At 63.0% G+C, this 25,781-nt stretch carries 28 protein-coding genes; 9 read left to right on the plus strand and 19 right to left on the minus strand.

From position 1 onward, the window contains the following. Positions 1–224: 224 nt before the first annotated feature. Positions 225–3,281 carry an AAA family ATPase gene (locus IVB46_RS42950; RefSeq protein WP_247316489.1) on the minus strand — a complete coding sequence of 1,019 codons (3,057 nt, stop codon included), beginning with the start codon at positions 3,279–3,281 and terminating at the stop codon, positions 225–227. A 242-nt stretch (positions 3,282–3,523) separates the two neighbouring features. Here IVB46_RS42950 and IVB46_RS42955 point away from each other — a divergent pair, with 242 nt between their 5' ends. The 5 genes from IVB46_RS42955 to IVB46_RS42975 all read left to right on the plus strand — a co-directional run bounded on the left by IVB46_RS42955 (position 3,524) and on the right by IVB46_RS42975 (position 8,557). After that, complete coding sequence (locus IVB46_RS42955) at positions 3,524–4,060, plus strand: hypothetical protein (protein WP_155795485.1); 537 nt, start codon at positions 3,524–3,526, stop codon at positions 4,058–4,060. A gap of 241 nt (positions 4,061–4,301) precedes the next feature. Further along, positions 4,302–5,339, plus strand: a complete 1,038-nt coding sequence (locus IVB46_RS42960) for a thermonuclease family protein (protein ID WP_247316141.1) — start codon at positions 4,302–4,304, stop codon at positions 5,337–5,339. 354 nt (positions 5,340–5,693) lie between these two features. Continuing rightward, positions 5,694–7,226 (plus strand): tyrosinase family protein, encoded by a 1,533-nt coding sequence (locus IVB46_RS42965; RefSeq protein WP_247316142.1) that lies wholly within the window; start codon positions 5,694–5,696, stop codon positions 7,224–7,226. A gap of 9 nt (positions 7,227–7,235) precedes the next feature. Then, positions 7,236–8,015, plus strand: coding sequence for a DUF2182 domain-containing protein (locus IVB46_RS42970; RefSeq protein WP_247346003.1), 780 nt, complete (start codon positions 7,236–7,238; stop codon positions 8,013–8,015). A gap of 188 nt (positions 8,016–8,203) precedes the next feature. After that, positions 8,204–8,557, plus strand: coding sequence for a hypothetical protein (locus tag IVB46_RS42975; protein WP_247316144.1), 354 nt, complete (start codon positions 8,204–8,206; stop codon positions 8,555–8,557). A gap of 10 nt (positions 8,558–8,567) precedes the next feature. On the opposite strand, the gene IVB46_RS42980 is transcribed toward IVB46_RS42975, so the two are convergent. The 13 genes from IVB46_RS42980 to IVB46_RS43040 all read right to left on the minus strand — a co-directional run bounded on the left by IVB46_RS42980 (position 8,568) and on the right by IVB46_RS43040 (position 19,059). Next, positions 8,568–9,005, minus strand: a complete 438-nt coding sequence (locus IVB46_RS42980) for a VirK family protein (RefSeq protein WP_247316145.1) — start codon at positions 9,003–9,005, stop codon at positions 8,568–8,570. A gap of 24 nt (positions 9,006–9,029) precedes the next feature. Continuing rightward, positions 9,030–9,341 carry a chorismate mutase gene (locus IVB46_RS42985; protein ID WP_247316146.1) on the minus strand — a complete coding sequence of 104 codons (312 nt, stop codon included), beginning with the start codon at positions 9,339–9,341 and terminating at the stop codon, positions 9,030–9,032. Then, positions 9,338–10,027 (minus strand): urease accessory protein UreG, encoded by a 690-nt coding sequence (gene ureG, locus IVB46_RS42990; protein WP_247316147.1) that lies wholly within the window; start codon positions 10,025–10,027, stop codon positions 9,338–9,340. The genes IVB46_RS42985 and ureG overlap by 4 nt, the downstream gene beginning before the upstream one ends. Further along, positions 10,024–10,722 (minus strand): urease accessory protein UreF, encoded by a 699-nt coding sequence (locus IVB46_RS42995; protein WP_247316149.1) that lies wholly within the window; start codon positions 10,720–10,722, stop codon positions 10,024–10,026. Before IVB46_RS42995 ends, ureG begins: the two co-directional genes overlap by 4 nt. Before the next feature lie 23 nt (positions 10,723–10,745). Then, on the minus strand, positions 10,746–12,449 hold the full coding sequence (gene ureC / locus IVB46_RS43000; protein WP_247316151.1) for an urease subunit alpha: 1,704 nt from the start codon (positions 12,447–12,449) through the stop codon (positions 10,746–10,748). A gap of 12 nt (positions 12,450–12,461) precedes the next feature. After that, entirely contained in the window at positions 12,462–12,800 is a 339-nt protein-coding gene (locus IVB46_RS43005) for an urease subunit beta (RefSeq protein ID WP_247316153.1), read from the minus strand. After that, positions 12,797–13,375: a HupE/UreJ family protein gene (locus IVB46_RS43010; RefSeq protein WP_247316155.1), complete on the minus strand. Its 579-nt coding sequence runs from the start codon at positions 13,373–13,375 to the stop codon at positions 12,797–12,799. The genes IVB46_RS43005 and IVB46_RS43010 overlap by 4 nt, the downstream gene beginning before the upstream one ends. A gap of 6 nt (positions 13,376–13,381) precedes the next feature. Continuing rightward, on the minus strand, positions 13,382–13,684 hold the full coding sequence (locus IVB46_RS43015) for an urease subunit gamma (protein WP_247346007.1): 303 nt from the start codon (positions 13,682–13,684) through the stop codon (positions 13,382–13,384). A 26-nt stretch (positions 13,685–13,710) separates the two neighbouring features. Then, on the minus strand, positions 13,711–14,622 hold the full coding sequence (locus IVB46_RS43020; protein ID WP_247316157.1) for an urease accessory protein UreD: 912 nt from the start codon (positions 14,620–14,622) through the stop codon (positions 13,711–13,713). Between the two features lie 111 nt (positions 14,623–14,733). Next, on the minus strand, positions 14,734–16,008 hold the full coding sequence (locus tag IVB46_RS43025) for a beta-propeller fold lactonase family protein (RefSeq protein ID WP_247346010.1): 1,275 nt from the start codon (positions 16,006–16,008) through the stop codon (positions 14,734–14,736). A 62-nt stretch (positions 16,009–16,070) separates the two neighbouring features. After that, positions 16,071–16,652: a cytochrome P460 family protein gene (locus tag IVB46_RS43030; protein WP_247316159.1), complete on the minus strand. Its 582-nt coding sequence runs from the start codon at positions 16,650–16,652 to the stop codon at positions 16,071–16,073. Positions 16,653–16,676: 24 nt separating this feature from the next. Next, complete coding sequence (locus IVB46_RS43035; RefSeq protein ID WP_247316160.1) at positions 16,677–17,285, minus strand: cytochrome P460 family protein; 609 nt, start codon at positions 17,283–17,285, stop codon at positions 16,677–16,679. 235 nt (positions 17,286–17,520) lie between these two features. After that, entirely contained in the window at positions 17,521–19,059 is a 1,539-nt protein-coding gene (locus tag IVB46_RS43040) for an amidase (RefSeq protein ID WP_247316161.1), read from the minus strand. A 222-nt stretch (positions 19,060–19,281) separates the two neighbouring features. Here IVB46_RS43040 and IVB46_RS43045 point away from each other — a divergent pair, with 222 nt between their 5' ends. From IVB46_RS43045 to IVB46_RS43060, 4 genes are read left to right on the plus strand one after another with little or no spacing between them, the layout of a single operon-like run. After that, positions 19,282–19,899 (plus strand): sulfite oxidase-like oxidoreductase, encoded by a 618-nt coding sequence (locus IVB46_RS43045; protein WP_247316162.1) that lies wholly within the window; start codon positions 19,282–19,284, stop codon positions 19,897–19,899. Continuing rightward, positions 19,886–20,647 (plus strand): ferredoxin reductase, encoded by a 762-nt coding sequence (locus IVB46_RS43050; RefSeq protein WP_247316163.1) that lies wholly within the window; start codon positions 19,886–19,888, stop codon positions 20,645–20,647. Before IVB46_RS43045 ends, IVB46_RS43050 begins: the two co-directional genes overlap by 14 nt. Before the next feature lie 5 nt (positions 20,648–20,652). Further along, a complete protein-coding gene (locus tag IVB46_RS43055) occupies positions 20,653–20,919 on the plus strand; it encodes a DUF6510 family protein (protein ID WP_224580600.1) in 267 nt (88 codons plus the stop codon). Beyond that, positions 20,885–21,178 carry a hypothetical protein gene (locus tag IVB46_RS43060; RefSeq protein WP_247316164.1) on the plus strand — a complete coding sequence of 98 codons (294 nt, stop codon included), beginning with the start codon at positions 20,885–20,887 and terminating at the stop codon, positions 21,176–21,178. Before IVB46_RS43055 ends, IVB46_RS43060 begins: the two co-directional genes overlap by 35 nt. Before the next feature lie 29 nt (positions 21,179–21,207). Here IVB46_RS43060 and IVB46_RS43065 read toward each other — a convergent pair whose 3' ends face one another. From IVB46_RS43065 to IVB46_RS43085, 5 genes are all read right to left on the minus strand, one after another. Continuing rightward, on the minus strand, positions 21,208–21,618 hold the full coding sequence (locus tag IVB46_RS43065) for a DUF2000 family protein (protein ID WP_247316165.1): 411 nt from the start codon (positions 21,616–21,618) through the stop codon (positions 21,208–21,210). 123 nt (positions 21,619–21,741) lie between these two features. Continuing rightward, positions 21,742–22,512: an SDR family oxidoreductase gene (locus IVB46_RS43070; protein ID WP_208068721.1), complete on the minus strand. Its 771-nt coding sequence runs from the start codon at positions 22,510–22,512 to the stop codon at positions 21,742–21,744. Positions 22,513–22,544: 32 nt separating this feature from the next. Beyond that, positions 22,545–23,519, minus strand: a complete 975-nt coding sequence (locus IVB46_RS43075; RefSeq protein WP_247316166.1) for a zinc-binding alcohol dehydrogenase family protein — start codon at positions 23,517–23,519, stop codon at positions 22,545–22,547. Between the two features lie 41 nt (positions 23,520–23,560). After that, positions 23,561–24,430 (minus strand): alpha/beta hydrolase, encoded by an 870-nt coding sequence (locus IVB46_RS43080; protein ID WP_247316168.1) that lies wholly within the window; start codon positions 24,428–24,430, stop codon positions 23,561–23,563. A gap of 187 nt (positions 24,431–24,617) precedes the next feature. Continuing rightward, positions 24,618–25,520, minus strand: coding sequence for an AraC family transcriptional regulator (locus IVB46_RS43085; protein ID WP_247316169.1), 903 nt, complete (start codon positions 25,518–25,520; stop codon positions 24,618–24,620). Positions 25,521–25,781: the final 261 nt, after the last annotated feature.

A 25,781-nucleotide genomic window follows, 5' to 3' on the forward strand; every position in this document is an offset into this window, starting at 1 on the left:
GTGCAAGGGGCTTCGTCATCGGGCGCGCAGACCGCGTCCGGCAAATCATGAGACCTTGAACGGCGCCGGCGGGAGGTGGTGGTCCTCCCTGCAAAATGTCGAAAACAACCCCATGCACAGTAGAGACGGCCTCTTAAGTCCTTGCTTTGCCTGCGAAACTCAAACGACCCGTCGGGCAAAAAATCAGCCCGGCGGTACGATCGCACGCCAGGGAGGGAGCAGGGTCAGGTCAGCTCGCCGCCCCGGGCGAGCATCTCGGTCAGCATCGCCTCGGCCTTGTGCTGGAGCGGCAGCGCGCCGCTCTCGGAGGCGATCGCGATGGCCGCGCGCAGGGCGACTATGATCGCGGCCTTGTTCGCCGCATCCGTCGGCGGCGTCACCACGGCCTCGCCGAACAGGGCCTCGGCCTCGAGGCCGGAAAACCCCTGCTGGCGAGCGGTGTTGCGCGCCTCGCGCAGCATGTTCTGCGCGGCCTGGACGTCGCCGAGGCGGAAGGTTGCGAGCGCAAGGTAGATCGAGCTGCGCAGCACCGCCGAGGTATAGCCGACCGCCTTCGCCTCCTCGCGCGCCTCGGCCAGCATGCCGCGCGCCCGGTCGAACAGCCCCTGCTCCAGATAGGCGATGCCGAGGTGACAGGCGAGCACCGGAACGAACAGCCGGATGCCGTGCTTCTGCGCCAGCACGAAACCGTCTTCGAGAATGGCAGCGGCCGCGGCCGGCTCGTTGCGGCCGAGCATCAACCACCCGCCGCTATAGGCGGCAGCGACGCGGTCGTAGGGGCGGTTGGTCTCTTCCGCGATCGCCGAAGCTTGTTGCTGGAACTGCTCGGCGGCGTCGAGTTCGCCCATGACGGTGTGGGTGAAGCTCTTCATCATGCAGCAGAGGAGGAGTGTGTATTTTGGGGGAGTGGCAAACGGCGCGCTCGCTTCGGGTCCCATGAGATTAGCGCGGCCTTGCGCCAATGTCTGCTCCGCTTCGCGATATCGACCGGCGAGAAAATAGGCCTGTCCCAGATTGTATTGTGCAAGGTTGCGCCAACCCGGGTTGCCTGACTTCTCGGCGAGGCCAACGACCTCCTGGCCGAGCGCAACCGCTTCAGTTGGCGTTCCGTAGAAATTCTGTCCACCCGCCATGACGGTCATGGCGGCGACCTTTCTTCCGATGTCGTCAATTCCACTAGCCCGGCGCTCGGCCTCCTTTCCGAGATCGATCCACTCGGCAACCTGACCGGACCAGATGAATGCCATTCGCGCCTCCATCCGGAGGTCAATTGCATCTGCCTCCCGCGAGAGAGTCATCGGCATCTTGTCGAGCGAACTCATCGCGATCCCGAAATAGTCGACCGCATCGGCATACGCCGAGCGCACAAGACATTTCTGCGCGGCACCTCTCCCGTACCCGAACGCTTTCAGCCAATCCTTCGCGCGCATTGCGTGGTAGCAAAGCGTGTCAGGACCGTCGCTCCATGTCTCGTCGCTTTCGAAGGCCGCAAGTATTCGCCCATGTATATTTTCGCGCACCTTTTCGACCATCGACTCGTAGGTCACTTGGCGGACCATCTCGTGCTGGAACTCGATCGATTCCTCAAGTTCACTATCGATCCTGACGAGGATCTCGGCTCGGTCGAGCGCTCCGAGGCAATCCTGGAGGATGTCTTCGGGCAGCGCGGCGACGTTCCGCAGCATCATCACGCTTGAGCGCGGCCCCAGCGCCGCCGCTATTTGGAGAACCGAGCGCTCCTGCCTTGAGACACGATCGAGCCGCGCCGCAATCACCCCCTGAATGCTGGTAGGGATGCCGAGCTCGTCAATAGGTCGAACGAGCGCAAGGTCACCCCACTGACCGCGAAGCGTGCCACTATCTTTCAGTCCACGGCAGACTTCCTCGAGAAATAGAGGAACGTTGGCAGTATGAGAGATGATCCGGTTCTTCAAATCGGTGTTCATCGCCGACGGTCCGAGCATATCGGCCAACATGGCCAATCCCGAATCGTCATCCAGGGGGCGCATTGCAATCACTTCCGCATGGCAGCGTGCGATCCACTCGGGCATGCCGTTCGGCCTGCTCGTGAGAAAAACTATCAGGTTGGGACTCTGTAACGACGCGATTGCAGCAACAACCGCATCGCTGGCTCGGTCGATCCAGTGCAGGTCCTCGATGAGAAGAACCGTACGCTGTTGAAAGGCCAGGCTTTGCACGATGGCGCAACTTGCATCGGAAATGGCACGCGCGCGCGCGTAAGGCTCCAGCTCACTCCAGCGATGATCCGCGACCGGAATATCCAATATGGAATCGATCGCGAGCTGATGGATTGCCGGCAACTCCTTTCGGATGTCGACCAGACTATCCGAATCTCTGGCGGCAACTTCGAAGATCGAAAGTATGGTGCGCTTGAGCGCGCTGAACGGCACGCCCTGAAGGTTCGGACTACACTCGGCGTCAATCAGCCGCCAGCCATCGGCCTTGAGCTCCTGGGCGAACTCATGCGCGAGCCGCGATTTTCCGATGCCTGCATCGCCGATCAGCAGGACCGTCTGCCGGCTTGCACTGGACCTCTCCGCGGCACGTGCCAAAAGGGCCCGCTCAGTCGTGCGATCGACAAACCGCGAAACGCTCCGCGCTCGTCGCACCCGCCAGCTTGAAAGGTCGCTCGCTCCGACGACACGGTAGACCGGCAGCGGCTCGTTGAAACCGCGCAGCACCTTGCGACCCAAGGCTTCGAATCGGACATGTCCATCCGCGAGTTTCTGGCAGGCCTCCGACACGTAGATCCGATTGGCCTCGGCCGCGGCCTCCAGCCTCGCGGCAAGATGCTGAGCGGCTCCTCCGATCTCGTAGACCTTGGAAAATTCGCTGGCGACCATATAGGCGACGACGTGCCCCGAATGGAGGCCGACCCGAACCTGAAGTCCGGGATCGCCAAGACTGCCGACCCGCCGGACAAGCTCGATGGCCGCATGGCAGGCCAGCGGAGCATGGTTGTCGTCGGCGATCGGGGCACCAAAGACAGCGGCCAAGCCGTCCCCCAACTCCTTGCTGACGATACCGCCAAACTGGCGTACCGCGCCCCTCATGGCCGCCAGCGCTGGCTCCAGGCGTGAGACGGCCTCCTCCGGCTCCAATTCGGCAACAAGCCCTGTGGAGTCGATGACGTCGGCTCGGAGAATTGTCACAAACCGCCGCTCGCTGTCGGGATCAGCACGCCGACGTACCGCCGCCCCACACTTGGAGCACCAGCTATCGTCCGAATCAATCGCCGACTGGCACGCGAAGCAATGCATTCCTGCGCCTTCAAGGATCGCGGCGTCGCTGTCGTCCAGCGCCCGCGAGCAACTCGTGGTAAGAATACCTATCAAGAACCGCTTAGCAATCGGACTTGCCCATCGCCGTTAGCGGAGCACGGTGCGGTTGGCGATCTGGACGAAACACAGTCCTGAGTGGTAGCCTATGCAAATCCCAGCAAAGATGGGGCATATATTCGGTGAAGCCGGGTTGGCAAAACTAACCGGCGTCGCGGAGCTGTATGTATTTTCACAAAGCCAAGGACATATTGAGGGAAAAGACGATGGGGTCGAGAACTTACACCGGGGCTTCTTTCAAAGATTTGATGAACGACAATTATTTCCCGCAGGAAAACATGCAGAGGAGCGTGGACATCCTCAAGGCGTCGCCGGACATCCACGTGCCGACCCTGGAGTACGGCCAGTACCATCTGATCCTGACGCCGGCGGACAAATGGCCGGACGGGAGCGCGGCGTACTGGCACAAGGAGAAGGGACGGGCTCGCGTCGACCTCACCACGCAGTTGAATACGGTCCCGCTGTCCAAGGACGAGCCCGGCGTGATCCCGCTGACGCGATGCGCGCTGCTCGATGCCTGCGTGCGGAAGTGCTTCAATTCCGAGCCGCCGATCCCGATGAAGACCAATATCATCACTCACGCGGCGAGCGACGCCTATGCCGACCGGCACGAGATCCGGCTGGAGTGGGAGTACGACAACGGTGAGGACCAGGCGCCGACGCTGCTCCACCTGACGATGGTCTGTCCGTACCGCCCCTGATTCCGAGCGGGAGCGGCAGCGCGGAGGCTTCCGCACCAATCGAAGATGGTCCGTCGTCGCCACAGCATGCGTTGCACGACGGACCAATCATGCCCCGCCCTCTCCGCTCGAAGGCCGCGTTGCACTGTCTCGCGGCCGCGCCCTGTCATGGACCTGTCGCACGAAAATGATCCGCTTCAGCCGTGCGCGTGCGAGTCGCCTGCTTGAAGCAGTCGCCGCGTTCGTTTGACAGGAGCGCCCGATGCCCGTTGGACTGCTGGAGGTCGAAGGCACCATCGATGTCAGCCAGTTCTGGCCGGAGGGCCGGTCGGACGCCGACACCACCAAGGTCGTGGTGAATGTCGCCCCAGACGCGATCCGCTTCCGCAAGAACGACTCGGTGCCGTTCCAGCCGACCCACGTCTTCGAGGGCGCCAAGGTCAAGGGCCGGACCGCGACGGCGCCGATCAAGAACGGCAAGCTCACCATTCGCCTTCAGGGCATCGACGCGCCGGAGCTGCATTATCAGCCCTCGCCGCTCTCGGCCGCCGAGAAGAAGGGCCTGAGCGACGCCAAGCGGCAGGCCTATCACGAGGTCACACACCCCTACCGGCAGTATCTCGGCGCGACGACGAGCAAGGCGCTGCATGACTTCCTCAGCAGCGCCGGCGGGCCGACGCTCGCCTGTCGGGTGTTCACCCATGTCGATGCGCCGAACGAGGTGTTCGACACCTATGGCCGGCTGGTCGGCGACATCGAGATCACGGTCGCCGGCAAGAAAATCGACATCAATCACTGGCTGGTCGAGCAGGGCTTTGCCTATCCGACCTTCTACTCTTCGATGAACGACGACGAGATCAAGGCCTTCCTCGCGCTCGCGAAGCCCGCACGCGCGCAGAAGCTGCCGGTCTGGAAGCATCTCGCCAAGACGATTCCCGCTTTCGACTTCGACCTGCGCGAACCCAGGAAGAACGAGACTGACGTGCTCGCGACCGACAAGGGCCCGGTGATCCTGCCAAAGCTCTATCGCCGCTACACCAACTGGTCGGCGCGCAAGAAGGCGAAGGTGACGAGCCAGACCTTCCAGAAATTTCTGGGCGAAGGCTCCGGCGGCAAGCCCGACACCTGCTACGAGATCGACGACTTCCTGACCAACGGCGTGCACTCGGCCACGCCGCGCAATTTCGCCGACTTCGTCGAAGGCGGCAAGACGATCAAGTTTCAGCCGGAGGGGCTGGTGTTCGGCGAGGCGCCGTCGAGTCTCGTGGGGGCGGACGGCAAGCCGATCACGACGTTCTGAGGACGCGCGCGGCCGACCGGGATCAACGGCGTTTTGTCGCAGATTGTTGCCGGCCGTGAGCTCGCACGTTCATGCGCCGCTATTCTCCTGTCGTTGCAGGCATTTCCGGCGGCCGAGCCTGGCCGATCAAAGACTGCTCGCGCTAACGGTTAGAATTCGCTACTACACAACCATAGATTTTTCGTCTATTTTCCTGGTCGCGGCGATTGCGGAGCGTCCTCGGCAGAAGTCCGAGTGACCCAAGAGGCCGGCTCTCAAAGCGAGCCGGTGGATGAGAGGAAGATCAATCCGGCGGAGCCGCCTGCCCGTTCTCTCGGCGGGCCGGCGCCGCAGTCAAGCGACAAGGAGAACGGCATGCTGGTTCGACAGAACGTGTGGGAACTTGGCGGCGACTGGGCGGATCCGATTCTCTGGTACGCGCGCGCGGTTGGCGCATTGAGGCCGAAGCCGCTCAACGATCGAACCAGCTGGCGCTTCTGGGCCGGCATGCACGGCTATCATCAGGGCCTGTGGGAGTTCTACGGCTACAAGGCGCCTGCCGAGCAAGTTCCTGCCCAGGCCGACTTCGACGAGTTCTGGCAGCAATGTCAGCACGGCAGCTGGTATTTTCTGCCGTGGCACCGCGGCTATCTGATCGGATTTGAGAAGCTCATTCGTTCGACCGTCGTGACGCTCGGCGGGCCGCCTGACTGGACCTTGCCCTACTGGAACTACTTCAAACCCGGTCAGGATGGCTTGCCGCCGGCATTCGGCAGCCCGGACTGGCCAGACGGCACAGGCAACAATCCCCTCTTCATTGAACAGCGGTGGGGACCCGGCGATCCGTCGCAGCCCGGCAAGGTCTTCGTCCCGCTCGATGCCGTGAACCTGGATGCGATGGACGTTCACGAGTTCACCGGTGTGGCAAGTGGCGGCGACCGCGGCTTCGGTGGCATCGACACCGGCTTCGAGCACGGCGGCACCAAGCATGGCGACATCGAAAGTCAACCGCACGACCAGGTTCACGGCCTTGTCGGCGGCGAGAAGATGTTCCCGGAGGCGAGCACGAGGCCATTGCCGGGACTGATGTCGTCACCGGTGACGGCCGGTCTGGATCCCATCTTCTGGCTGCACCACGCGAATATCGATCGGCTGTGGCAAAGCTGGAGGCAGAGCGATTCCCAGAACACGGATCCGGAAGAAGCCAGTTGGAAGAAGGGACCTGCCAGCCTCGGCCAGCACAAATTTGTCGTTCCTCTCCCCGACGGCTCGCCGTGGGAGTACACGCCGGAACAGATGTCGGACTTTGCCGGGGTGGGCTATACTTACAGCGATTTCTCGCCGGCAGGCGCGCCATTGGCGGCCGTCGCCGGCAGGACAGCGACATCATCCGGAGCGGTCGCGATGGCGAGATCGACTGGAGCAACAGTTGAGGTGCTTGGCGCCAATGCCCAATCGCTTCCCGTCGCAGGGAAAGGCGCCGAGACCTCCGTGCAACTCGATGCGCGTACGCATACGAAAGTTGCCGCCAGGCTGGCTGCGGGCCCCGCGCCCGGGGCGCGCGCGGAGCAGGTCTTTCTCAATCTGGAGAATGTGCGCGGATATTCCGACGCCACCGTGCTCCAGGTGTATCTGCAGTTTGCGGGGAAGGACGGCGCGCCGTCCTTCGAGCGGCAGGTCGGGAGCATCGGGCTCTTCGGCATCACCAAGGCGACGGAGAGCGATACCGGGCACGCGGGAGACGGCTTGTCGTACGCGCTGAACATCACCAAGCCCTATTCGGAGTTCGCCGGTTCGGGCACTGCCGATCTCGCAAAGGTCGGCGTTCGTCTCCAGGCCGTCGCGCCGGTGCAGCAGTCGGCCGACGTGAGTGTCGGCCGCATCAGCATCGTCCGACAGGGCGATTGACGGCCGCTCATGACGCCCGCGGCCTACGAGCGTCTGCAAATCCGTATTCCGCTCACCGTCGCGGCAGCCGCCGCGTGGGCGGCCGTCGTGGCGTTGTCGGACCAGCGCAGGCTCGTCGCCTTCTGCAACAGCGATGTCTGGCCGGCACTGTCGCTCGATCAGCTCGCCCTTGCCATGACGTTCTATTCGCCGACAACACTCGCCGGCGAATGGATGCTGATGGTCGCGGCGATGATGACGCCGATGCTCGCGGGCGCTCTTGGGCACGTGCGTGCGCGAAGCCTGCCGCGTCGACGCATGCGGTCGATGGCGCTCTTCATGATCGGATACTGGTCCATCTGGGCTGCCTGTGGCGTTCCCATCGTACTGGCCGTGCTGGCGCTGCAACTGATGCAACCATCATCGATCGTCACGATCGCATTGGCGGGATCGCTCGTCCTGGTCTGGCAATTCTCCCCCAGGAAACAGATTTGCCTGAACCACTGCCACGACCAGCCGCCGCTGGCGGCGTATGGGATCAGGGCCGATCTGGCTGCTCTCGGATATGGCGTCACCCAGGGTATCTGGTGTTGCGGAGCCTGCTGGGCGCTGATGCTCGTTCCGTTGGTGACGCAAGGCGGGCATTTGGCGGCGATGGCCGCGACCAGTGCATTCCTGATTGCCGAGCGCCTGGACAAACCGCGGCGCCCGGCCTGGGAGGTGCGATGGCCATCGACCTCCGCCAGGCTGCTATGGTTCAGGCTTGGCCTTTGGCGACGCTCGGAGAGCGCCGGAGTGAAGGCAACCTGATCGGTGCCGACGGCACGCGCGACGACGCGATTCCCGCAGGCGACCGGGCAAACTTTGCCGGCGACACCGCCGCACCGGCAATTTTTTCAAGCTGCCGATGAGCGCGAGCCCGGAAACATCGGGAAATCCAACGAATTGATTTGGCACGCACGTTGCTTGCCCTTCGCGATCGTCTCGAGAGGCCGAACATGCAAGTCACGCCAGGAGTATCAATCTTCGGCTACCAGCCTGCAAAAGCCGGCTCAACGACCGGTGCATCGAAGCCGTCGGTGACCGACAATGGTGGGCCCTCGCAAGCAAGCGAAGATGGCGCATCGGGCGACAGCAGCGTCGTGCAGGAGTTCCTGAAATACGCGAAGATGAATCCCTTCGACCGTATGCGGGCTGCCATTCTGAAGAGCATGAATCTCAGCGAGGCCGACCTCGCCAACATGACCCCGGACCAGAAAGCGGCGGTGGAGCAGAAGATCCGGGACGCCATCGAAAAGGAGCTGGAGAAGAAGGGCCAGCAGCCCGGCAGCCTGGTCGACCAGTCCGCGTAACGACCGCGCATCACCAGTGGAATGTCGCGCCTTTTCCAATCTCGCAATCGAATGCCGTATCCTTGAGAACGGCGTCATTGACGGCGTCCAGGATCATCGTGCGCGCTTCGATCCTGCCGTTTGGGTGCACCCTGAACGACAGGAATTCCCTGACCGCCTTGTCCGGTCTCACCGTGAAATGGGTCGTTGCGAAAGCGATCGTCCCGTCAGGCTGGATCATGTATCCGTCAAACCGCATGCTCGCCTTGACCGGAGGGCCCGCCGCGCCCGTGCCGTGAACTTGACAGGCTGAAAGGTCGACGAGCATGCGAAATTCCTTGCCGTCGACGATCGCCTTGTTCAGCGCTGCATAGTCGGCATTTCCGGGTTCGTCCGCGATCGCGGGGTGCGTCCAGAAGCTCGCTACGATCGACAGAGCGGCGGCGCAGTTGCGCAGATCATTCGACAAATGTGGCTCCCAGGGATTGAGGCTCTAGCCGGCTCCCGACTCGAACTTCACCGCCTCATGATTGGTGATGACCTCTCGAACGACCAGGGCATGCAGCTTCCGGGTAAAATCCGGATCGAGCCCGCTCTGTGCGGCGAGGATGCGAAGCCGCTTCAATTGCGCCGCTTCGCGTCTGGGATCCCGGGATTCCAGTCCATGCCTGGACTTGAGCTCTCCGATCGCATCCGTGCAGCGAAAGCGTTCTGCGAGCAGGTGCACCATCGCCGCATCCAGATTGTCGATGCTGCGGCGCAGCCTGGCCAGATCGCCGGCAAACTCCTGGTCATCATCCGTCATCGATCGGCACCTCCAGACAGCGCCGCGGCGGACAACCCGCCCTTCTGCAGAATGAAGCCGGCGATCTCGTCGACACCTTGGCCACTCTTCAGATTGGAGAAGATGAACGGTCGCGCGCCTCGCATCCGCCGCGCGTCCGCTTCCATGATCTCCAGATTCGCGCCCACCATGGGAGCCAGATCGATCTTGTTGATCACCAGCAGATCGGATCGCATGATCCCCGGCCCTCCCTTGCGCGGGATCTTCTCTCCGGCGGCGACGTCGATGACGTAGACGGTCAGGTCCGCAAGCTCCGGGCTGAAGGTGGCGGCGAGATTGTCGCCGCCCGACTCGACGAAGCAAAGCTCCGCGTCCGGAAACTTCAGGTTCATGTCGTGGATTGCCGCCAGGTTCATCGAGGCGTCCTCCCGTATGGCCGTATGCGGACAGCCACCCGTTTCCACCCCCATGATGCGCTCCGCCGCCAAGGCCTGCGCGCGGGTCAGGATGAGCTGATCCTCCTTGGTGTAGATGTCGTTGGTGATGACGTAGATCTCGTAGAAATCGCGCAGGTGCTTGCACAGCGCCTCGACCAGCGCCGTCTTTCCGGAACCGACCGGACCGCCGATGCCGACGCGCAGCGGCCCGTTGGTTGCCGAAACGCCGGGTGTGCGGAGAGACCTGCTCTCGCGTTCAATCGTCTTCATGACCGGAACAACCTCGTGTACTGGAGCTCGTGTGCGATGGACGCGAGCTCAACCATCAGGCCCGCCGAACCGAGATCGTCGACCGTCTCGCGGCTTGCGATTTCACTGCGCGACAGGATCGGCAGCTCGAGCGCCGCGATGGCGAGCTGACCATCGGTCTGGCCGAGAGGCACCAATCGCACGCCCGCGCTCACCAGATTGGCGACATAGCTGTGCAGGAATGCCGGCAGCGCGATTTCGACGGCAATCCGTTCGCGCGCCGCTCGCGCTCCGAGCAGGACAGCCAGCACCGGCGGACATTTCGGGTCGGAGAACATGTCCAGAATTCGATCCGGCCAGACGCTGCGAAGGGTCGTAAGGCACGCCGACGATTGCTGTGCGGATTCGAGCACGAATTCGGATGTGCCGCGGGAAGCGGCTGCGAGTTCGGCCAGATCCGGGAGCTGGTCCTCGGCGCCCTCGGCCACGCATCGGTAGGCTTCGCTGAAGAAGATCGCTTCGTTTCGGCCGGAGCCATAGCAAAGGTCGGCCTCGAGCCAATCGACCAGGCTGCGCCGATCGGAGACATAGCCGGCCTCCACGGCCCACTCCAGTCCGTGCGAGTAGCTGTAGGCCCCGTTCGGGAACGACGGCGAGAGCCAGCTCTGCAGCCTCAGGAACGCCAGCGCCGTATGTCCATAAGTCTGGTCTGTCATCGCACCACCATGCCGGCAACGCGTCAGTACATGAAATAGCGCTGCGCCATCGGGACCACATTCACCGGCGGACACGTGAGCAGCCGTCCGTCGGCCCGCACCTCGTAGGTTTCGGCATCGACCTCCATGCGAGGCAGCGCGTCGTTGAGGATCATGGAATGCTTGCCGATCGATCGCGTGTTCGAGACCGGCAGGAGTTGCTTTGCCAGGCCCAATTGTCTCGTCGTTTCGAGCGAGGCCTGACTGACGAAGGTCACAGAATTTCTACCGGGAGAACGGCCAAAGGCTCCGAACATCGGCCGGTAATATTCCGGCTGAGGCGTCGGTATCGACGCATTGGGGTCGCCCATGATCGCGGCAACGATCATGCCGGATTTCAAGACCATGTCGGGCTTGATCCCGAAGAACGCGGGATCCCAGACGACGATGTCCGCGAGCTTCCCGACCTCGACCGAACCGACATGGCGTGACATTCCCTGTACGATGGCCGGGTTGATCGTGTATTTCGCGACGTAGCGCCGAGCTCTGAAATTGTCGTTCTGCCCGGTCTCCTCCAGCAACCGCCCGAACTGCTTCTTCATCTTGTCGGCGGTCTGCCATGTCCGGGTGATCACCTCGCCGACGCGCCCCATCGCCTGGCTATCCGACGACACGATCGAGAACGCGCCGAGATCGTGCAGGATATCCTCTGCGGCGATCGTCTCCTTTCGGATGCGGCTTTCCGCGAAGGCGACATCCTCCGGAATGCGGCGGTCCAGATGGTGGGTCACCATCAGCATGTCGAGTGCTTCGTCGAGCGTATTCGCGGTGTAGGGACGCGTCGGATTTGTCGAGGCTGGAATGACGTTGCTCTCGCCGCAGACCTTGATGATATCAGGCGCATGCCCGCCGCCGGCCCCTTCCGTATGGGCCGCATGGATCGTCCTGCCCTTGAACGCGGCGATCGTGCGCTCGACGAACCCGCCTTCGTTCAGGGAATCGGTGTGGATCATGACCTGCACGTCCATGTCGTCGGCGACAGAGAGGCAGCAGTCGATCGATGCGGGCGTTGCGCCCCAGTCTTCGTGCAGCTTCAGGCCGCACGCGCCGGCTTCGATCTGCTCGACCAGGCCCGCGGGTACGCTCGCATTGCCTTTGCCGAAAATGCCGAAGTTCATCGGGAACCCATCCAGCGCCTCGAGCATCCGATGGATGTGCCACGGCCCCGGCGTACAGGTCGTCGCCGTCGTCCCTGCGGCAGGCCCGGTGCCGCCACCCATCATGGTCGTGACGCCCGAGAAGAGCGCCTCGTCGATCTGCTGCGGGCAGATGAAATGAATGTGCGTATCCATTCCGCCGGCGGTGATGATCTTGCCCTCGCCCGCGATGATTTCCGTCCCCGGCCCAATGATGATCGAGATGCCCGGCTGGATGTCGGGGTTGCCCGCCTTGCCGATGGCGGCAATGAGCCCGTCCCTGATCGCGATGTCGGCCTTGACGATTCCCCAGTGATCGAGGATCAGCGCGTTGGTAATGACCGTATCGACCGCGCCCTGCGCGCGCGTGAGCTGCGATTGTCCCATGCCGTCGCGAATGACCTTGCCGCCGCCGAACTTGACCTCCTCGCCATAGATCGTGAGGTCCCTCTCGGGCTCGATGAACAGATCAGTGTCCGCCAGGCGCACCTTGTCGCCGACCGTAGGGCCGAACATCTGCGCATAGGCCGCGCGGCTCATCGTGTGGGACATGTCTTCCTCACCTTATTCGTTGGCGCCGGACGCATCGGTCCCCGATTCCAGAGGTCCCATCACGCCGCCGCTGAAGCCGTAGATGCGCCGCGCTCCGGCAAACGGAATCAATGAGACCTCGCGCGACTGACCCGGCTCGAACCGCACGGCCGTCCCGGCCGGGATATCGAGGCGGCAGCCACGGGCAAGGGATCGATCGAACACGAGTGCGGCGTTCACTTCGGCGAAGTGATAATGGCTGCCCACCTGGACCGGCCGGTCGCCGGTGTTGGCGACCGCAATCGATGGTCCGGTCCTGTCCCCGTTCAGGACGATGTCGCCGTCAGCCGGAATGACCTCCCCGGGAATCATGCCACGCCTCCGAGCAGCAGCAGCCCGACGAGCCCGGCGCATACGCCCGCCGCGCGAAGCAAGCTTCGTCTGGCCGCGTTTCCTCCTGAGAATCCGATGACCATGCCGGTCAGGAGAAGAGCGGCGGTCGCCGTCGTGAAGCCGATCACGTAGGGAACAAGCATCGAGGCGGCGTCAGTTCCGTGGGCGTGACCATGGAAGAACGCGAACAGGCCGACGGCCGCCGCGCCCAGCATGACGGGCATCCTGAATTCGAACGCAACGAACGCTCCCAGTGCCACCACCGAGAGGCTGATCGCCACCTCCACAAAGCCCATCTGAAGTCCCGCGCTTGCCGCGGCGAAGCCGCCCAGCATCGCGATCAGAAAGGTCAGCGGCCACACGGCTCTCGCGGATCCGCCCACAAGCGCGCTCCACGTTCCCACCAGGGTGATCGCAATCAGATGATCCGCGCCGCTGAACGGATGGACGAGACCGGCGTCGAACGAACTGCCCGCGCCCGCAATGGGATGAGCGAAGGCCGGCGCGGCAAGCAGGCTCAACGCGGCGACGCAAATCGGGATGATGCGCATCATCAGCTCCTATCGGATCGGGTTGTGCACCGGGACAAGCTTGGTCCCGTCCGGAAACGTTGCCTCCACCTGGATCTCGCGGATCATTTCCGGGATGCCCTCCACGACCTGGTCGCGGCGCAGCAGCCGGCCGCCTTCGGACATCAGGTCCGCGACCGATCGTCCGTCGCGGGCGCCTTCCATGATGGCATCCGAAATCAATGCGATGCTTTCGGGATAATTCAGCTTGACGCCTCGCGCGAGCCGGCCGCGCGCAACGATCGCGGCGAGGGCGATCATCAGCTTGTCTCGTTCCCGTGGCGTCAGATTCAAGATGCTCCTCCCACTTGGCCGCGCTGCTAACAGGACCACATCTTCGGCACTCCGAAGGGACCGGATCCGAGCTCATGGTCGAGTTGATCGAGGAAGCGGCGCAGACCTCGCCTGAGATCCACGCTTGCAATCGCGGCGACCCGGACCACGATGATCGCGCCCACGATCGTGACGCCGCACGCGCATTCCAGGGAAGCACCGATCTCGCGCAATCTCCCGAGCCGGGCCTCGAGATCCGGACCGAAATAGATCATTGTCGCGATCGCCTTCCAGTTCGAGAGCAGCGCCGTCTTCCGAAGCTGCGGGAGCGCCTGGTCTGACGCGAGGAAGCCATCCGCCCACACCAGACGGCCGTCGACCCTGACGCGCCAACTGTCCAGGATATGTCCGGCAAGAACCTCCTCGCCGCTCTCGATGCGGCCAAGAACCAGCCACTCGAGGGCAATCAATTCGGTGCCCGAGCACACATCGATCTCGGTCTGTCGCGCGATGCGCGCCTGGTTGAAGACGATCGTCTCTTGCGGAAGCCACGCAAGCCGGGCATTTCCCTCAGCCCTTAACCGCGTCTGGATTCGCGCAGGCCGATCCAGCGCCCGATAGACCTTCTCCGCGGCCTGCGTGGTCACCGCGACCGACGCATTGCCTCGAGCGACCACCTCGATCCTGATCTCGTCGCCGCCTGCGACACCGCCCGAGGTATTGATGAGGACGGCCTCCTTGCGGCGACGATCGTCGACATTCGGGAAGGCAACGGCCATCGGAAACTTCTGATAGACGTCGATGATCTCCGTGCCGTTTGCGGCGCCGGAGAACACCACGCGAGCTTCCCCGACAGCGCGCTGCAGATCGAATTTTTCCGTGGCGCCCTGCCCTTCTCCCGGTTGGCCGGGATGAGCCGCGGATGTCCCGCGAGAGCGCTCGTGAAGTGCTTCAAACATCCGTCTCGGGGCTCATGATTGACCGTGTGTGTCTCGCATATCGGCGAGGGAGAGGCCGGGCGCGGAACGGCAATGCCGGCCACGCCCGGACCTCATGTCGCGAAACCGGGATCAGAAACCCGCAAGACCCTGGGAGCCGTTGTACGGGATCTTGACGCTGCCGATCTCCTTCAGCGAGCCGTCCGGCTGAGTGCTGTAGCTGACCAGCTTCGAGGCGTTGCCGTAGATCTGATAGAGATAGGCGCCGTCCGGCGAGATCCAGCTATCGCTGGGACCGCTCGTCACGGTCCCGTTCAATCCCCTCGCGGTGCCGTCGCCGGGAACCTTCGGGCACGCCGGATCGCACGCAATCTCCAGGCCGCTACCGTTGATCCGGTAGCTGCTGATGTTGCTGTAGCCGAAGTTCGTTGCGTAGATCGTGCGATCATCGGGCGCGATGGCCAGCCAGCACAGCTCGGACGGCAGGCCCGCGCTGGTGTCGATCTTGACGAGCGGGCCGATCTTGATCGAGCCGTTCTTCTCGATGGTGCAGATGGAGCATCCGTCGCCGACGGCATAGCCGATCACGAACGTATTCGGACGCTGATTCAGGAACGCGATGTAGAACGGAGAACCGCCCTTCGCATCGTAGAACCTGGCCGTGCCGAGCGAGCCGTCCTTTTGCAGGGCGAACACGGCAAGGCCGTCCGGATCCGGTGCATTCGACGCGATCGAGTGCAACGCGCCGCCGGCGCGCTGGACCCAGAGAATCGGCGAGCCGTCGGGATACAAGCCGGTGAGCGCGATCGGCTCATCGAAAGTGGTGCCGACAAGTACAAGCTCCTCGTTGGGCGAGACCACGACCATGGTGGAGACACGGTTCCGCTTGCTGTACGTATTCACCGTGTATCGCTCGGGCCGCGTCTTGAGCATGCCTTCGGCATCGACCGACATCAGCCGAAGATGATCCGGTCCGAACGCGTGCAGCACGAAGAGGGTGCGCGTCGACGGAGCGAAAGCCAGCGATTTGGCCGTGCCGCTCCTACCCTCGACCGGGTTGCCGGTCGACTTCACGTCGAGCAGCGTGAGACGACCGTCGCTCTCCAGGCGGAAGCTCGAAACGGAATTGTCTCCGCCATTGGTCGCAAACAGAAAGCGCCGATCGGATGTAATGATGACGCTTCCCGCACCCTCGTAAGAGTTGGGCGCGCTGTCCTGGCCGCTGATCGGCTTGAATTCACCGGAGCCGGCGCCGCCCGTCTTGATACGCGCGACCTCGGCAAGCTTGCCGTCCGCCTGCCGCGTGTAGTGAATAATGGCGTTGTCGATCTCATTGGTCTGGATATAGAGATGGCCAGTCTGCCCCTTCGACATTCCCATCTCGCTCGCCGTCGCTTCTTTAGCCATCTCTCGCTCCTTTGATGATTGGCTTTGGTAAATCGAATGACTTTCGGTGACCTGCACCATCGCTATGGCTTCAACGGAGGGTATCCATCGATGTAAACCCAGTCGGACGTCCGCACGGGCACATGGCACGCCTGGCATTGGGCCCTGTAATTCGTCGTCGTCGTTTTTGAGCGATCGGCCGCGTCGAACCAGGACCATCCCCAGCCGTCGCCCCACAGCGCGCTCTCCGGGTGACGGTTCGCGGTGTCCTTCACCATGACGAACCATCCCTTCAAAGCATCGGCGCGGCTGACGGTACCGGTCGTCATTTCAGAGGTTGCCGCCTTGAACACTTCCTTGACCAGCACCGCACCGTCCGGGAAGCGCTTGTCCTTCCGATAGGCGTCGATCACTCCAGGCGAGGCGTACACGACGTGTAGCTCCTTCGAGCCGTGAGTGTCGTCTGCCGCAATCGCCCAGCTTCCGAGGATTTGATAGGTCGTACGATAGTCATCGGGCACGTGCAGATGCCCGTCGCGGTCGGCGACACTCGCACCGGTCGAAACGCCATCCGCCGCGTTCGCCCGCAACTGTGACTGCTTGACCGCGGCCGCGATCCCAAGGATCACGACGACGGCGACACAGGCGGCTTTGAAGATTTTCATGCCGATCTTCCGCGGACTACGTGGTCACCGCGCGTCCTTGTTGTCCAGCAGCGGATAGAACTGGGTCCAGACCTCATCCTTCTTGGCGTTGGCGATATGGCAGTAGGCGCACTCGTCCTTCGACTTCACTTTGGCCGTCGGCGCCTTCGGTTCGTGATGATTGAAGTTGAAATAGCCCCACCCATTGGTGTCGGCGAAGCGCTTCGAGTCCTTGACGGTCACGTCGGCGCCGTTCCACTTGCCCGGGAAGTAACCACGCCCCGACGCTTCCGTTCGCGAGCCGTCGGCATTCTCCTGCGGCAACGTCAGCTGCAGCTCCTTGAACAGGATCGTCCCCTCGGGGAATTCGCCGGTCTTCTTGTAGATCGCGTACGAGCCCGGCTCGATATAGACGTTGTGGAATTCCGGGAAGTTCACCTGTCCGCCGTTGAGGGCATTTGGCGTCAGCGGCGAGCCGACATAGACCCACTCGTGGAAATTCTTCGGCAGGAGCAACTGCCCGTCCGCGGTGTATTCCGGCAGATAGCGCGTATTGCTCTGAGCATTGCTATCCCTAAGCGATCCGAAGAACAGGATCGTTGCGACCGCACTGCCTACGATGACCGCCGCTGCTGCCTGGACTCTCACGCGCATTGTCTTCTCCCGCGACTGCGGCCGAACGCGCGAGGCGCCGGCACGATTGACCTGTCGAGAGATGACTTAGCCAGTCGCGGAAGATCCTGCGCGCTGGGGATTGCTTCCGCTTTGGCCATCTTGATGCATTCCGTGCCAAACTTGCGATCGGTAAAGAGGTTCACGCTTCGAAAGCAAGACGCGCGGCCGCGATCGCATGCGGACGGGCCATGGAAACGACCGAGAGGGTGCAAGGTCAGCGGGTGAGGTCTGAAAGCGGGGCTGCTCTCAGGGGTCGCTCGCGGCAGATCCGGTAATTGTCCTGCCAGGGGCGAAGCCGCTCGAAAGCCGCGCTCGCAGCCAGCACGTCGAAGTCGGCGTTTCGCCGACCTATGATCTGCATCCCGACCGGAAGACCGTCGGACAGACCCGCCGGAATCGAGGCTGCCGGATGACCGGTGAAGTTGACGAAGTAGGTCAGGGCCCATCCGATCAGAGGATCTATCTCGACACCATTGATCGACTTCGGTCCAGCCGTGTTGCCGTCGCTGGCGTTGTCGACCGGCGGGCACGCGACGGTCGGCGTGACCAACAGATCGAATCTTTCAAGGACGTTCTGGAAGGCATCGTAAACCTCCGACCGGACGGCCTGGTCGCGGAAGAAATCGAGCCCCGACATGCGATTGGTCTTCTCGACCCAATCCATATATTCAGGTGGAAAGTCGTCGCGATGCTTGCCGAACAGATCGATGCCGTCGCGCTTCATGTTCTCGATCGCCTGCAGGTTCAGAAGCATGTAGAGACGCGACCAGACGTCGCTCAGCTCCCGTTGCGAGCGAACGATGCCGAGCTTCACTTCCTCCACGTGAGCGCCGGCTTCCTCGAACGCCTGTACCGCGCGACGGACCGTCGCCGCGACCTTTCCGTCGACCGGAAAGACGTCCAGATCCGGACTATAGGCAATCTTGAGGCCCCGGATCGAACGACGGGTCGCCGCGGTGAAGTCGACGGGCGGCTCGATCAGGCTGAAGGGATCGCGCGGATCAGGGCCGGCAAGTACGTTCAACGCGATTGCGGCATCTTCGACCGTCCGTGTGATGGGCCCTTCGAACAGGAACGGAGAGTCGGCCACGCCGAACGCGTTGGGACGCACGAGGAACGGCACGCGTCCGAACGACGCCTTGTAGCCATAGACCCCACACCAGGCGGAAGGGATTCGTATCGAGCCGCCGGCATCCGTACCTTCTGCAATGGGTAGCAGTCCATCGGCGACCGCCGCGGCGCTTCCTCCGGATGAGCCGCCCGTGTTCTTGGCAAGATTGAACGGGTTGCGCGTGGGACCAAACAGGTAGTTGTCGCAGGTGCCTCGGAATCCCATGAGGGGGCTGTTGGTCTTGCCGAGGAACACGGCGCCGCCGCGCTTCTCCATGCGTTCGCAGAACACGCAGTAACCGTTCACGACGTGATGCTTGAGCGCGCGGATGCCGCCCAGGCTCGCAGGCCAGCCCGGCTTGAAGTCGAACAGATCCTTGAGCGCCGACGGGATGCCGTGCAGCGGCCCCCACGACTCGCCGGCGACCAATGCGCGCTCGGCCTCTTTCGCTCTCGCGCGGGCGCCGTCGAAATCGAGATAGACCAGCGCATTCAGGCTCGGGTTGCGCGCTTCGATGCGCCGGATGAACGCATCGACCACGTCAACCGGCGACAGCTCACGCCGCCGGATGCGAGCCGCCAGTTCGTGCGCGGTGAGGTAAGCGAGTTCGTCGGAATGCAAGGGCTGGCTCACGCTCGACATCGTCTCCTCCTTCTGAACCACTTCAGGACGAAGCCGCATTTGACATTGAAACAGCTCTTGCCTGCGCAGCCGTGATTGCTTCGTCTTTCGCAATCTTGATGCATTCACCGCGACGGCCATCGACAAGGCATCGATCAGGGTTCATGTGCGCTGACGTGGGCTGCAGGTTACGCCGACGCGCGTTGGGACATCCTGCGCGTCACCGCACAAGGGCACGCTTCCATGGACCGACCTCCCGTTTCTCGTGGCTTCAAATCCAGGCGACAGACACCCGAAGCCGCCCGGCTGCCGCCGGGTCAGTATCTGACGACCGACTTCCCGGTGCTGTCCGCCGGACCCACGCCGGAGGTCCGTGTCGCCGACTGGAAGATTGCGCTTCAACTCGGCGGGTCGTTGCTGGGGAAATGGACCTGGGACGAATTCGAGGCACTGCCCCAGACCACGATCACGGTCGACATTCACTGCGTCACCAAATGGACGAAGCTCAGCACGGCCTGGCGGGGCGTCAGCTTCGACGATCTTCTCAGGGTGGTCGGGCTGAGCGAGCCGCCGGACGCCTATGTCATGGCGCATTGCGACGGCGGATACACCACGAACCTTTCGGTGTCCGACCTGGTCGCGGGAAAGGCGATGATCGCGACCCGCTATGAGGGTCTACCGCTTGCCCCGGCGCACGGCGGCCCCGCGCGACTTCTGGTGCCGCATCTCTACTTCTGGAAGAGCGCAAAGTGGCTGCGAAGGCTCCGCTTCATGCCCAAGGACGAGCCCGGGTTCTGGGAATCGCGCGGTTATCACAACTATGGCGATCCCTGGCGGGAGCAACGTTATGACGGCGACTGATGCGCCTCTGCAGCAGCCCAGGATCGCGTGGCAGACCGGTCGCGTACAGGCCATCGTGGCTGAGACAAGCCGGGTGAAGAGCCTCATCCTGCAGCCGGCCAACTGGTCCGGGCACTGGCCCGGCCAGCACGTCGACATCCGTCTCAGCGCCGATGACGGCTATCAGGCCGAACGAAGCTACTCGATCGCGTCGCCTCCGGAAGAAAAGCTGCTCACTCTCACCGTCGAACGGGTCGAGAACGGTGAGGTGTCCTCCTATCTCCTCGACGAATTGCAGGTTGGCGACGCTCTCGAATTTCGGGGACCCATTGGGCGGCATTTCATCTGGAGCCAAACGCGCGGTGGACCGATTTGCCTGGTCGCGGGCGGCACCGGGATTACGCCTTTGATGGCCATGTTGCGCCACCGCAGGAGGACGCTCGCACCCATACCGGCATCATTGATCTATTCGGCACGCAGCCTTGCCGACGTCGTGTACCGGGATGAACTTGATACGATGGCTCGTGGCGATCGCGACCTGCGCCTGGTCTATGCGCTCACCCGCGAGCATCCGAACGGCTGGAACGGACATCGGGGGCGGGTCAACGAGGCACTGCTCGCAGAGAGCAGCTTTACGCGCGAGCAGAATCCCACGTTCTTCATTTGCGGTCCCACGGGGTTTGTCGAAGGCGTCTCGAGCATGCTCGTGAGGCTCGGCTTCGACCCCCTCGCCATAAGAACCGAGCGTTTCGGGCCAACAGGAGCATGATCGCCATGGCAGACAACATCGCCGACCTCATTCTTGGCGGTGATCCCGGCACACACTTGCTTCAAGAAGCCTTTGCCTTTGACATTACCCTGACGAAGATCCGGTGTGCGGCATGCAACACCGTGTCCTGCCTTGGCGCTCTCGCTGTCGACGGCGGGCCCGTGGAGGCGCTCGTCAAGTGCGCCGATTGCGGAAGCGATCTGATGAGGGCGACGCGCACTCAGAGGGGATGTGTCCTTGAAATGCACGGTGCCCGTCACCTGTACTTCTGAAGACCGCGCCCGATCGCCCGCCAAGCTCCGAGATCAAAGACCCACCATGCACGGTGAAGACATCCACCTCGCTGAAATCGAGCGCCAGATTGCCGCCACGGCGGCGAAGCTTCGCGAGCTGATTGAACAGTCCGCCTCACATTTCGCCGCGATGAGCGAAGAGCTTGTCAGCCAGCGAATTGACGATCAGGCCGCACGGCTCGAGATTCTGATCAGGCGCCGCGACGAGCTCCTCAGAGCCAGATCCGGCGAAGGCTGAAAAGGCCGGCCGGGGCAGATCGGGAAGCGTCAGCCGTGAAATTTCAACCCGTCGACGATCTTGTCGATCACCTTGCGCTCGGCGCGCATCGAAATCCCAACCAGATTCAGGTCTGTGCGGGAAACCGCCTTCACGACTTCGCGGTTGGCGGCGTCGTGAGCGGTCCTGAACATGTCCTCGGTATAGAGCCCCGGCGTCACTCCGCGCGTCAGTGCGCGATCGAGCGCGCGTGATAGCGCCGCGCGGTCGGCGCCATAGATCAGGATGGGCTGGCCGATCAACGGCAGATATTTCGTCCCGGAGCCGTCTTCGTAGGGGTCGCCGATGCAGGCCGGGAAAGCCGCCGCGATCCCGCCGGCGAGGAAAGAGGCCACGTTCAGCTTCTGCCACGGCTCAAGGTCGGTGCGGACCACGACCGCGATCTTGGTGTCAAACTGCATGACGGTTTTGTCGCTATTCCTCAGCGCTCGCGAAGAGCGAAAGAGCCCTTACTCCATGCTTGCGCGCATCGAACGCTTTTGCAAGTGGGCCACTTCCGCGGACGCCCTTCGGGTGCAAACCGATTATATCGATTTCACCTCGCCGCCGTCCATCCGCAATGCCGAGCCGGTCATCCAGCGCGCGCCGGGCGATACGAGGAACGCCATCAACTCGGCAATCTCCTCCGGCTCGCCGTAACGCGCGATCCCGGCGTCCTTGGGAAACTTCGCCGTGGCTTCCTCGACGGTCATGTTGTGCAGGGGCGCCCAGTGCTCGAGGTAGGAGCGGCGGCGGCCCGTCATCACCGGCCCCGGCAGGACGCTGTTGACCTGGACGCCATCGCTGATTCCCTTGTCGGAGAACGCCTTTGCCAGGGCGACGATTGCAGCGTTGATGGTGCCGACCGCTGCATAGGGCGCCTTGGGGAAGGAGGCCGAGTTTCCCGACATCAACACCACCGCCCCCTTCGCGGCCATGAGCGACGGCCAGGCGGCGATCGTGAGCCGCCGGGCGCCATGCAGCTTCAACGCCAGTCCGGCGTCCCACTGTGCCTCCGTCGTCTCGAACAGATCGACCTGAGGTACCGCGCCTGCGATATTGAGCAGGGCATCGATCCGGCCGAACGCCGCCATGGTCTGGTCGACGACAGATTGAGCGGCACGAGGTTCGGCCAGATCGGCATCGATCACGAGCACCCCGGCGCCGGCGGCCCGGACCGCCCTTGCGGTGTCCTCGAGATTGGCGCGGTTTCGCGCGACCAGGGCAAGCGCCGAGAAATCGCGCGCCAGGCGCACCGCGGTCGCCCGGCCGATTCCCTGGCTCGCACCCGTCACGATGGCGACTGATTTCGACATATGAACTCTCCCGAATACCAAGCTTGCAAATATCAGTCGCGAACGACGACCATCTTTCCGACGGCCTCGTTCGCCTCCATGATGCGATGCGCCTCGCGAATCTCGTCGAAGCGAAAGATCCGCGCCGGCTTGACGTCCAGCCGGCCGGCCGCGGCGTCGGCGGCGATTTCCCGCAGCGGCACGTCGGAGAGCGGAAACCCGGGCGTGCCGAACACGAAGCTGCCGAAGAAGGTCAGATAGACGCCGCTCGGCATCTGCAGCAGCGGATTGAAATCCGGAATCGGATCAAGCCCGCCGAGCCAGCCGGCGAGACAGGAGCGGCCGCCGCGCCGAAGCATGGCGAGGGAGTCGAGCACGACGCTGTTGCCGACGAGGTCCAGGACCGCGTCCACCTGCTTCGCCTCGGGCAGATGCTTTGAGAGATCGCGCCGTTCAATTTCGCACCGCGCGGCTCCGAGCTTCTCCAGCATGGCAAAGCGCTCCCGGCTGCGCGTCGTCGCGATGACCCGCGCGCCGGCATTGACCGCGAGCTTGAGTGCCGCCTGACCGAACGAGGACGTCGCTCCGCGGATGACGAGAAGCTGACCCTTCTCGAGATCGAGATTTCGAAAGAGACAGGTCCATGCCGTCGCGAAGGTTTCGGGGATCGCTGCGAGCTCGGCCCAGGGCAAATCCGCATCGATCGATGCGACATTCGAGACCGGCGCACGCGTGTATTCGGCGTAGCTACCGTTGATGGTCCGGCCGAGACCGCCCATCAATGCGGCCACCTTGGCGCCCACCGGAAATTCTCCGCCCGGACACGACTTCACGCGACCGACGCATTCGATGCCGCTGATCGGCGCCGCTTCGGCCCATTCACCCCGGCGCATGTGCATTTCCGCATGATTGATGCCGAATCCCTTGACTTCGATGACGGCATGACCGGGCTGCGGCTCCGGCTCCGGAACGTCCCGATAGACGAGGCTGTCCAGGCCGCCGAATTTTTCAAGAACGATGGCGCGCATGATAGCTCTCCTGACGTTTTTCGCGGCGAGGGAAGCGGCGGTTACCCATTTGAATTCGGCCGGGCAAGAAAATCGCCGATCGCCGCTGCGATCTCCCGCGCATGAGTCTCGAGCGCAAAGTGCCCCGTGTCGAAGAAGCGCACTTCGGCGCCCGGCATGTCGCGCTGAAACGCCTTCGCGCCCGCCGGCAGGAAAAAGGGATCGTTCTTGCCCCAGACCGCCAGGAAGGGCGGCTTGTGCTCGCGGAAATAGGCCTGGAATTCCGGATACATGGCGACGTTGGTCCTGTAGTCGCCGAAAAGATCGAGCTGGATCTCGTCCGCGCCAGGGCGCTCGAGATAATGGTTGTCCAGCGTGTATCCGTCAGGGGAGACCAGGGAGGCGTCAGGCACCCCGTGGGTGTATTGCCAGACCGTCGTCTCCGGCGAAAGGAATGATCGCAACATCGCCCGGTTCGCTTGCGATGCATCTTGCCAGTAAGCCCGGATCGGGCTCCAACCTTCGCTCAATCCCTCCTCATAGGCATTGCCATTCTGCGAGATGATGGAAGCGATGCGTTCGGGATGTCGAAGAGCCATCCGAAAGCCCGTCGGCGCGCCATAGTCGAAGACGTAGAGCGAGAAGCGAGGAAGTCCGATGACTTCCGTGAACCGTTCGATCACCTGCGCCAACGCGGCGAACGTATAGGCAAAGCTTTCGCGAGCCGGCATGTCGGACTGGCCGAACCCGGGCAAATCCGGCGCCACCAATCGGAAGCGATCCGAGAGCGCCGGGATCAACTCGCGGAACATGTGGCCGGCCGTCGGAAAGCCGTGCAGCAGCAGCAAGGCGGGCGCGTCAGCCCGGCCAGCCTCCCGGTAAAATACGTTGAGTCCGTCCACGTCCACCTTGCGGTATCGAATGCTCGTCATCTGTGGTCCCTCCCTCGACACCTGTTGCGCCCGGTGAAATCGATGATCCGATGGCAGCCGATCCGAGGCGGTCTCACCTGGACATTTCGTGGCTCGGGGCGATCCGGTTACAGGTTCCCCGGGGATTTCTGCCCGTACGAGACTGCCTGTCGCCTGCCCTGCCCGATTTATCGTGCCTCGGATCTATTCATTCGAACTCCCTGCGATAGTCCGTAGGAGTCCAACCCGTCGCTTTGCGAAAGGCGGAGCTGAAGGAGCTCGTTTGCGCATAGCCCAGGCTGAGTGCGATGTCCGTAATCGATACCGCGCGATCCGCCAGCCGCAGCTTGGCGAACTCCATGCGTCGCTGCACCTGATACTGGTAGGCCGGGATTCCGAACGACTTCTTGAAAGCGCGGCAGAAGTGGTGAACGCTGAGCCTGACGAGCTCGGCGAGCTTGAGGAGGCAGACCTGTTCTCCCAGATGCCCCTCGACGTACTCGACCACGACACGCTTCTGCCAACCCGCGAGACCTCCACGACTGACCGCTGCCGGTTCGCGAACAACATCGTGATCAGACCTGGACAACTCGTGGGCGAGCACGCCGCAGAGCGCCTCGAGGTAGGGCGCGCAATTCGTCTCGGCGCTCTCGATCGCCTTCTTCAATTTGGAGGCGGTCTCCCAGACCAGCGGATCCTCGAAGTATATTCTCGGCGCGAGCCCGGCCGCGCCGTCGTCGGACTTGTGAAGCGCGGCGGGATCGAAATAGAGGAAGGTCACCTGCGCGGACGAGGCAGTCTCATGCCATTCCCGATAGGCGCGTCCCGCCGGGACAAAGGTCAGCCTGTGCTCGGAACCGCGCAGCTTCGACGAGCAGAGGCCATCGATGGAGGTCTCACCGCTTTTCCGCGCTCCCTCGTTGTACAACGCCAGGAGATGTCTCGATCCCTGAAAGCGAAATTCAATCCTGTTGCCGACCGGGAGGTGAACGCTCTCCGAAAACCACCAACGCCAGCCTATCCCAAGGCGCTTCACCGGCTCGGAAGGCGTTATGCTGACCGTCGGATGAAGCGCCGCGTCGGACGGCCTGGAAGACAGCGTCTCGTCCACCGGCCGGATTGGCGAAGCGGAGACCGCCATCCGTGGCGTGCTCTCACTCGAATTTGATACGTACATCCCCATCGTCGTCGCCCTGTTCTGTGCTCCGGATGGCCGCGTCCAATCGTCAACGAATTTCTGCACGGAGGAGATGCCCTGATCGCCTGGATACGGGCGTTGAAGCCGCAAGCTGCACGTGGCGTTACCTCTCCGGTCAAGGCGCGCTGCCAACGCCGGATGGCAGCACCGCACAGGGGCAACATGCTTTTCATC

Origin of the sequence: Bradyrhizobium sp. 61, from assembly GCF_023073075.1 — a bacterium.
GTDB classification, from domain to species: domain Bacteria; phylum Pseudomonadota; class Alphaproteobacteria; order Rhizobiales; family Xanthobacteraceae; genus Bradyrhizobium; species Bradyrhizobium barranii.

What these genes read in the sequence shown, in the direction of transcription:
- ureG (WP_247316147.1), bottom strand. Translation starts at nt 10,027, where the DNA reads ATGAAGACGATTGAACGCGAGAGCAGGTCTCTCCGCACACCCGGCGTT.
- IVB46_RS43070 (WP_208068721.1), bottom strand. Translation starts at nt 22,512, where the DNA reads ATGTCGAAATCAGTCGCCATCGTGACGGGTGCGAGCCAGGGAATCGGC.
- IVB46_RS43055 (WP_224580600.1), top strand. Translation starts at nt 20,653, where the DNA reads ATGGCAGACAACATCGCCGACCTCATTCTTGGCGGTGATCCCGGCACA.
- IVB46_RS43005 (WP_247316153.1), bottom strand. Translation starts at nt 12,800, where the DNA reads ATGATTCCCGGGGAGGTCATTCCGGCTGACGGCGACATCGTCCTGAAC.
- IVB46_RS43075 (WP_247316166.1), bottom strand. Translation starts at nt 23,519, where the DNA reads ATGCGCGCCATCGTTCTTGAAAAATTCGGCGGCCTGGACAGCCTCGTC.
- IVB46_RS42985 (WP_247316146.1), bottom strand. Translation starts at nt 9,341, where the DNA reads ATGACGGATGATGACCAGGAGTTTGCCGGCGATCTGGCCAGGCTGCGC.
- IVB46_RS43080 (WP_247316168.1), bottom strand. Translation starts at nt 24,430, where the DNA reads ATGACGAGCATTCGATACCGCAAGGTGGACGTGGACGGACTCAACGTA.
- IVB46_RS42960 (WP_247316141.1), top strand. Translation starts at nt 4,302, where the DNA reads ATGCCCGTTGGACTGCTGGAGGTCGAAGGCACCATCGATGTCAGCCAG.
- IVB46_RS42970 (WP_247346003.1), top strand. Translation starts at nt 7,236, where the DNA reads ATGACGCCCGCGGCCTACGAGCGTCTGCAAATCCGTATTCCGCTCACC.
- IVB46_RS43045 (WP_247316162.1), top strand. Translation starts at nt 19,282, where the DNA reads ATGGACCGACCTCCCGTTTCTCGTGGCTTCAAATCCAGGCGACAGACA.
- IVB46_RS42955 (WP_155795485.1), top strand. Translation starts at nt 3,524, where the DNA reads ATGTATTTTCACAAAGCCAAGGACATATTGAGGGAAAAGACGATGGGG.
- IVB46_RS42975 (WP_247316144.1), top strand. Translation starts at nt 8,204, where the DNA reads ATGCAAGTCACGCCAGGAGTATCAATCTTCGGCTACCAGCCTGCAAAA.
- IVB46_RS43050 (WP_247316163.1), top strand. Translation starts at nt 19,886, where the DNA reads ATGACGGCGACTGATGCGCCTCTGCAGCAGCCCAGGATCGCGTGGCAG.
- IVB46_RS43040 (WP_247316161.1), bottom strand. Translation starts at nt 19,059, where the DNA reads ATGTCGAGCGTGAGCCAGCCCTTGCATTCCGACGAACTCGCTTACCTC.
- IVB46_RS43025 (WP_247346010.1), bottom strand. Translation starts at nt 16,008, where the DNA reads ATGGCTAAAGAAGCGACGGCGAGCGAGATGGGAATGTCGAAGGGGCAG.
- IVB46_RS43065 (WP_247316165.1), bottom strand. Translation starts at nt 21,618, where the DNA reads ATGCAGTTTGACACCAAGATCGCGGTCGTGGTCCGCACCGACCTTGAG.
- IVB46_RS43030 (WP_247316159.1), bottom strand. Translation starts at nt 16,652, where the DNA reads ATGAAAATCTTCAAAGCCGCCTGTGTCGCCGTCGTCGTGATCCTTGGG.
- IVB46_RS42965 (WP_247316142.1), top strand. Translation starts at nt 5,694, where the DNA reads ATGCTGGTTCGACAGAACGTGTGGGAACTTGGCGGCGACTGGGCGGAT.
- IVB46_RS43020 (WP_247316157.1), bottom strand. Translation starts at nt 14,622, where the DNA reads ATGTTTGAAGCACTTCACGAGCGCTCTCGCGGGACATCCGCGGCTCAT.
- ureC (WP_247316151.1), bottom strand. Translation starts at nt 12,449, where the DNA reads ATGTCCCACACGATGAGCCGCGCGGCCTATGCGCAGATGTTCGGCCCT.
- IVB46_RS42950 (WP_247316489.1), bottom strand. Translation starts at nt 3,281, where the DNA reads ATGCATTGCTTCGCGTGCCAGTCGGCGATTGATTCGGACGATAGCTGG.
- IVB46_RS43035 (WP_247316160.1), bottom strand. Translation starts at nt 17,285, where the DNA reads ATGCGCGTGAGAGTCCAGGCAGCAGCGGCGGTCATCGTAGGCAGTGCG.
- IVB46_RS43010 (WP_247316155.1), bottom strand. Translation starts at nt 13,375, where the DNA reads ATGATGCGCATCATCCCGATTTGCGTCGCCGCGTTGAGCCTGCTTGCC.
- IVB46_RS42995 (WP_247316149.1), bottom strand. Translation starts at nt 10,722, where the DNA reads ATGACAGACCAGACTTATGGACATACGGCGCTGGCGTTCCTGAGGCTG.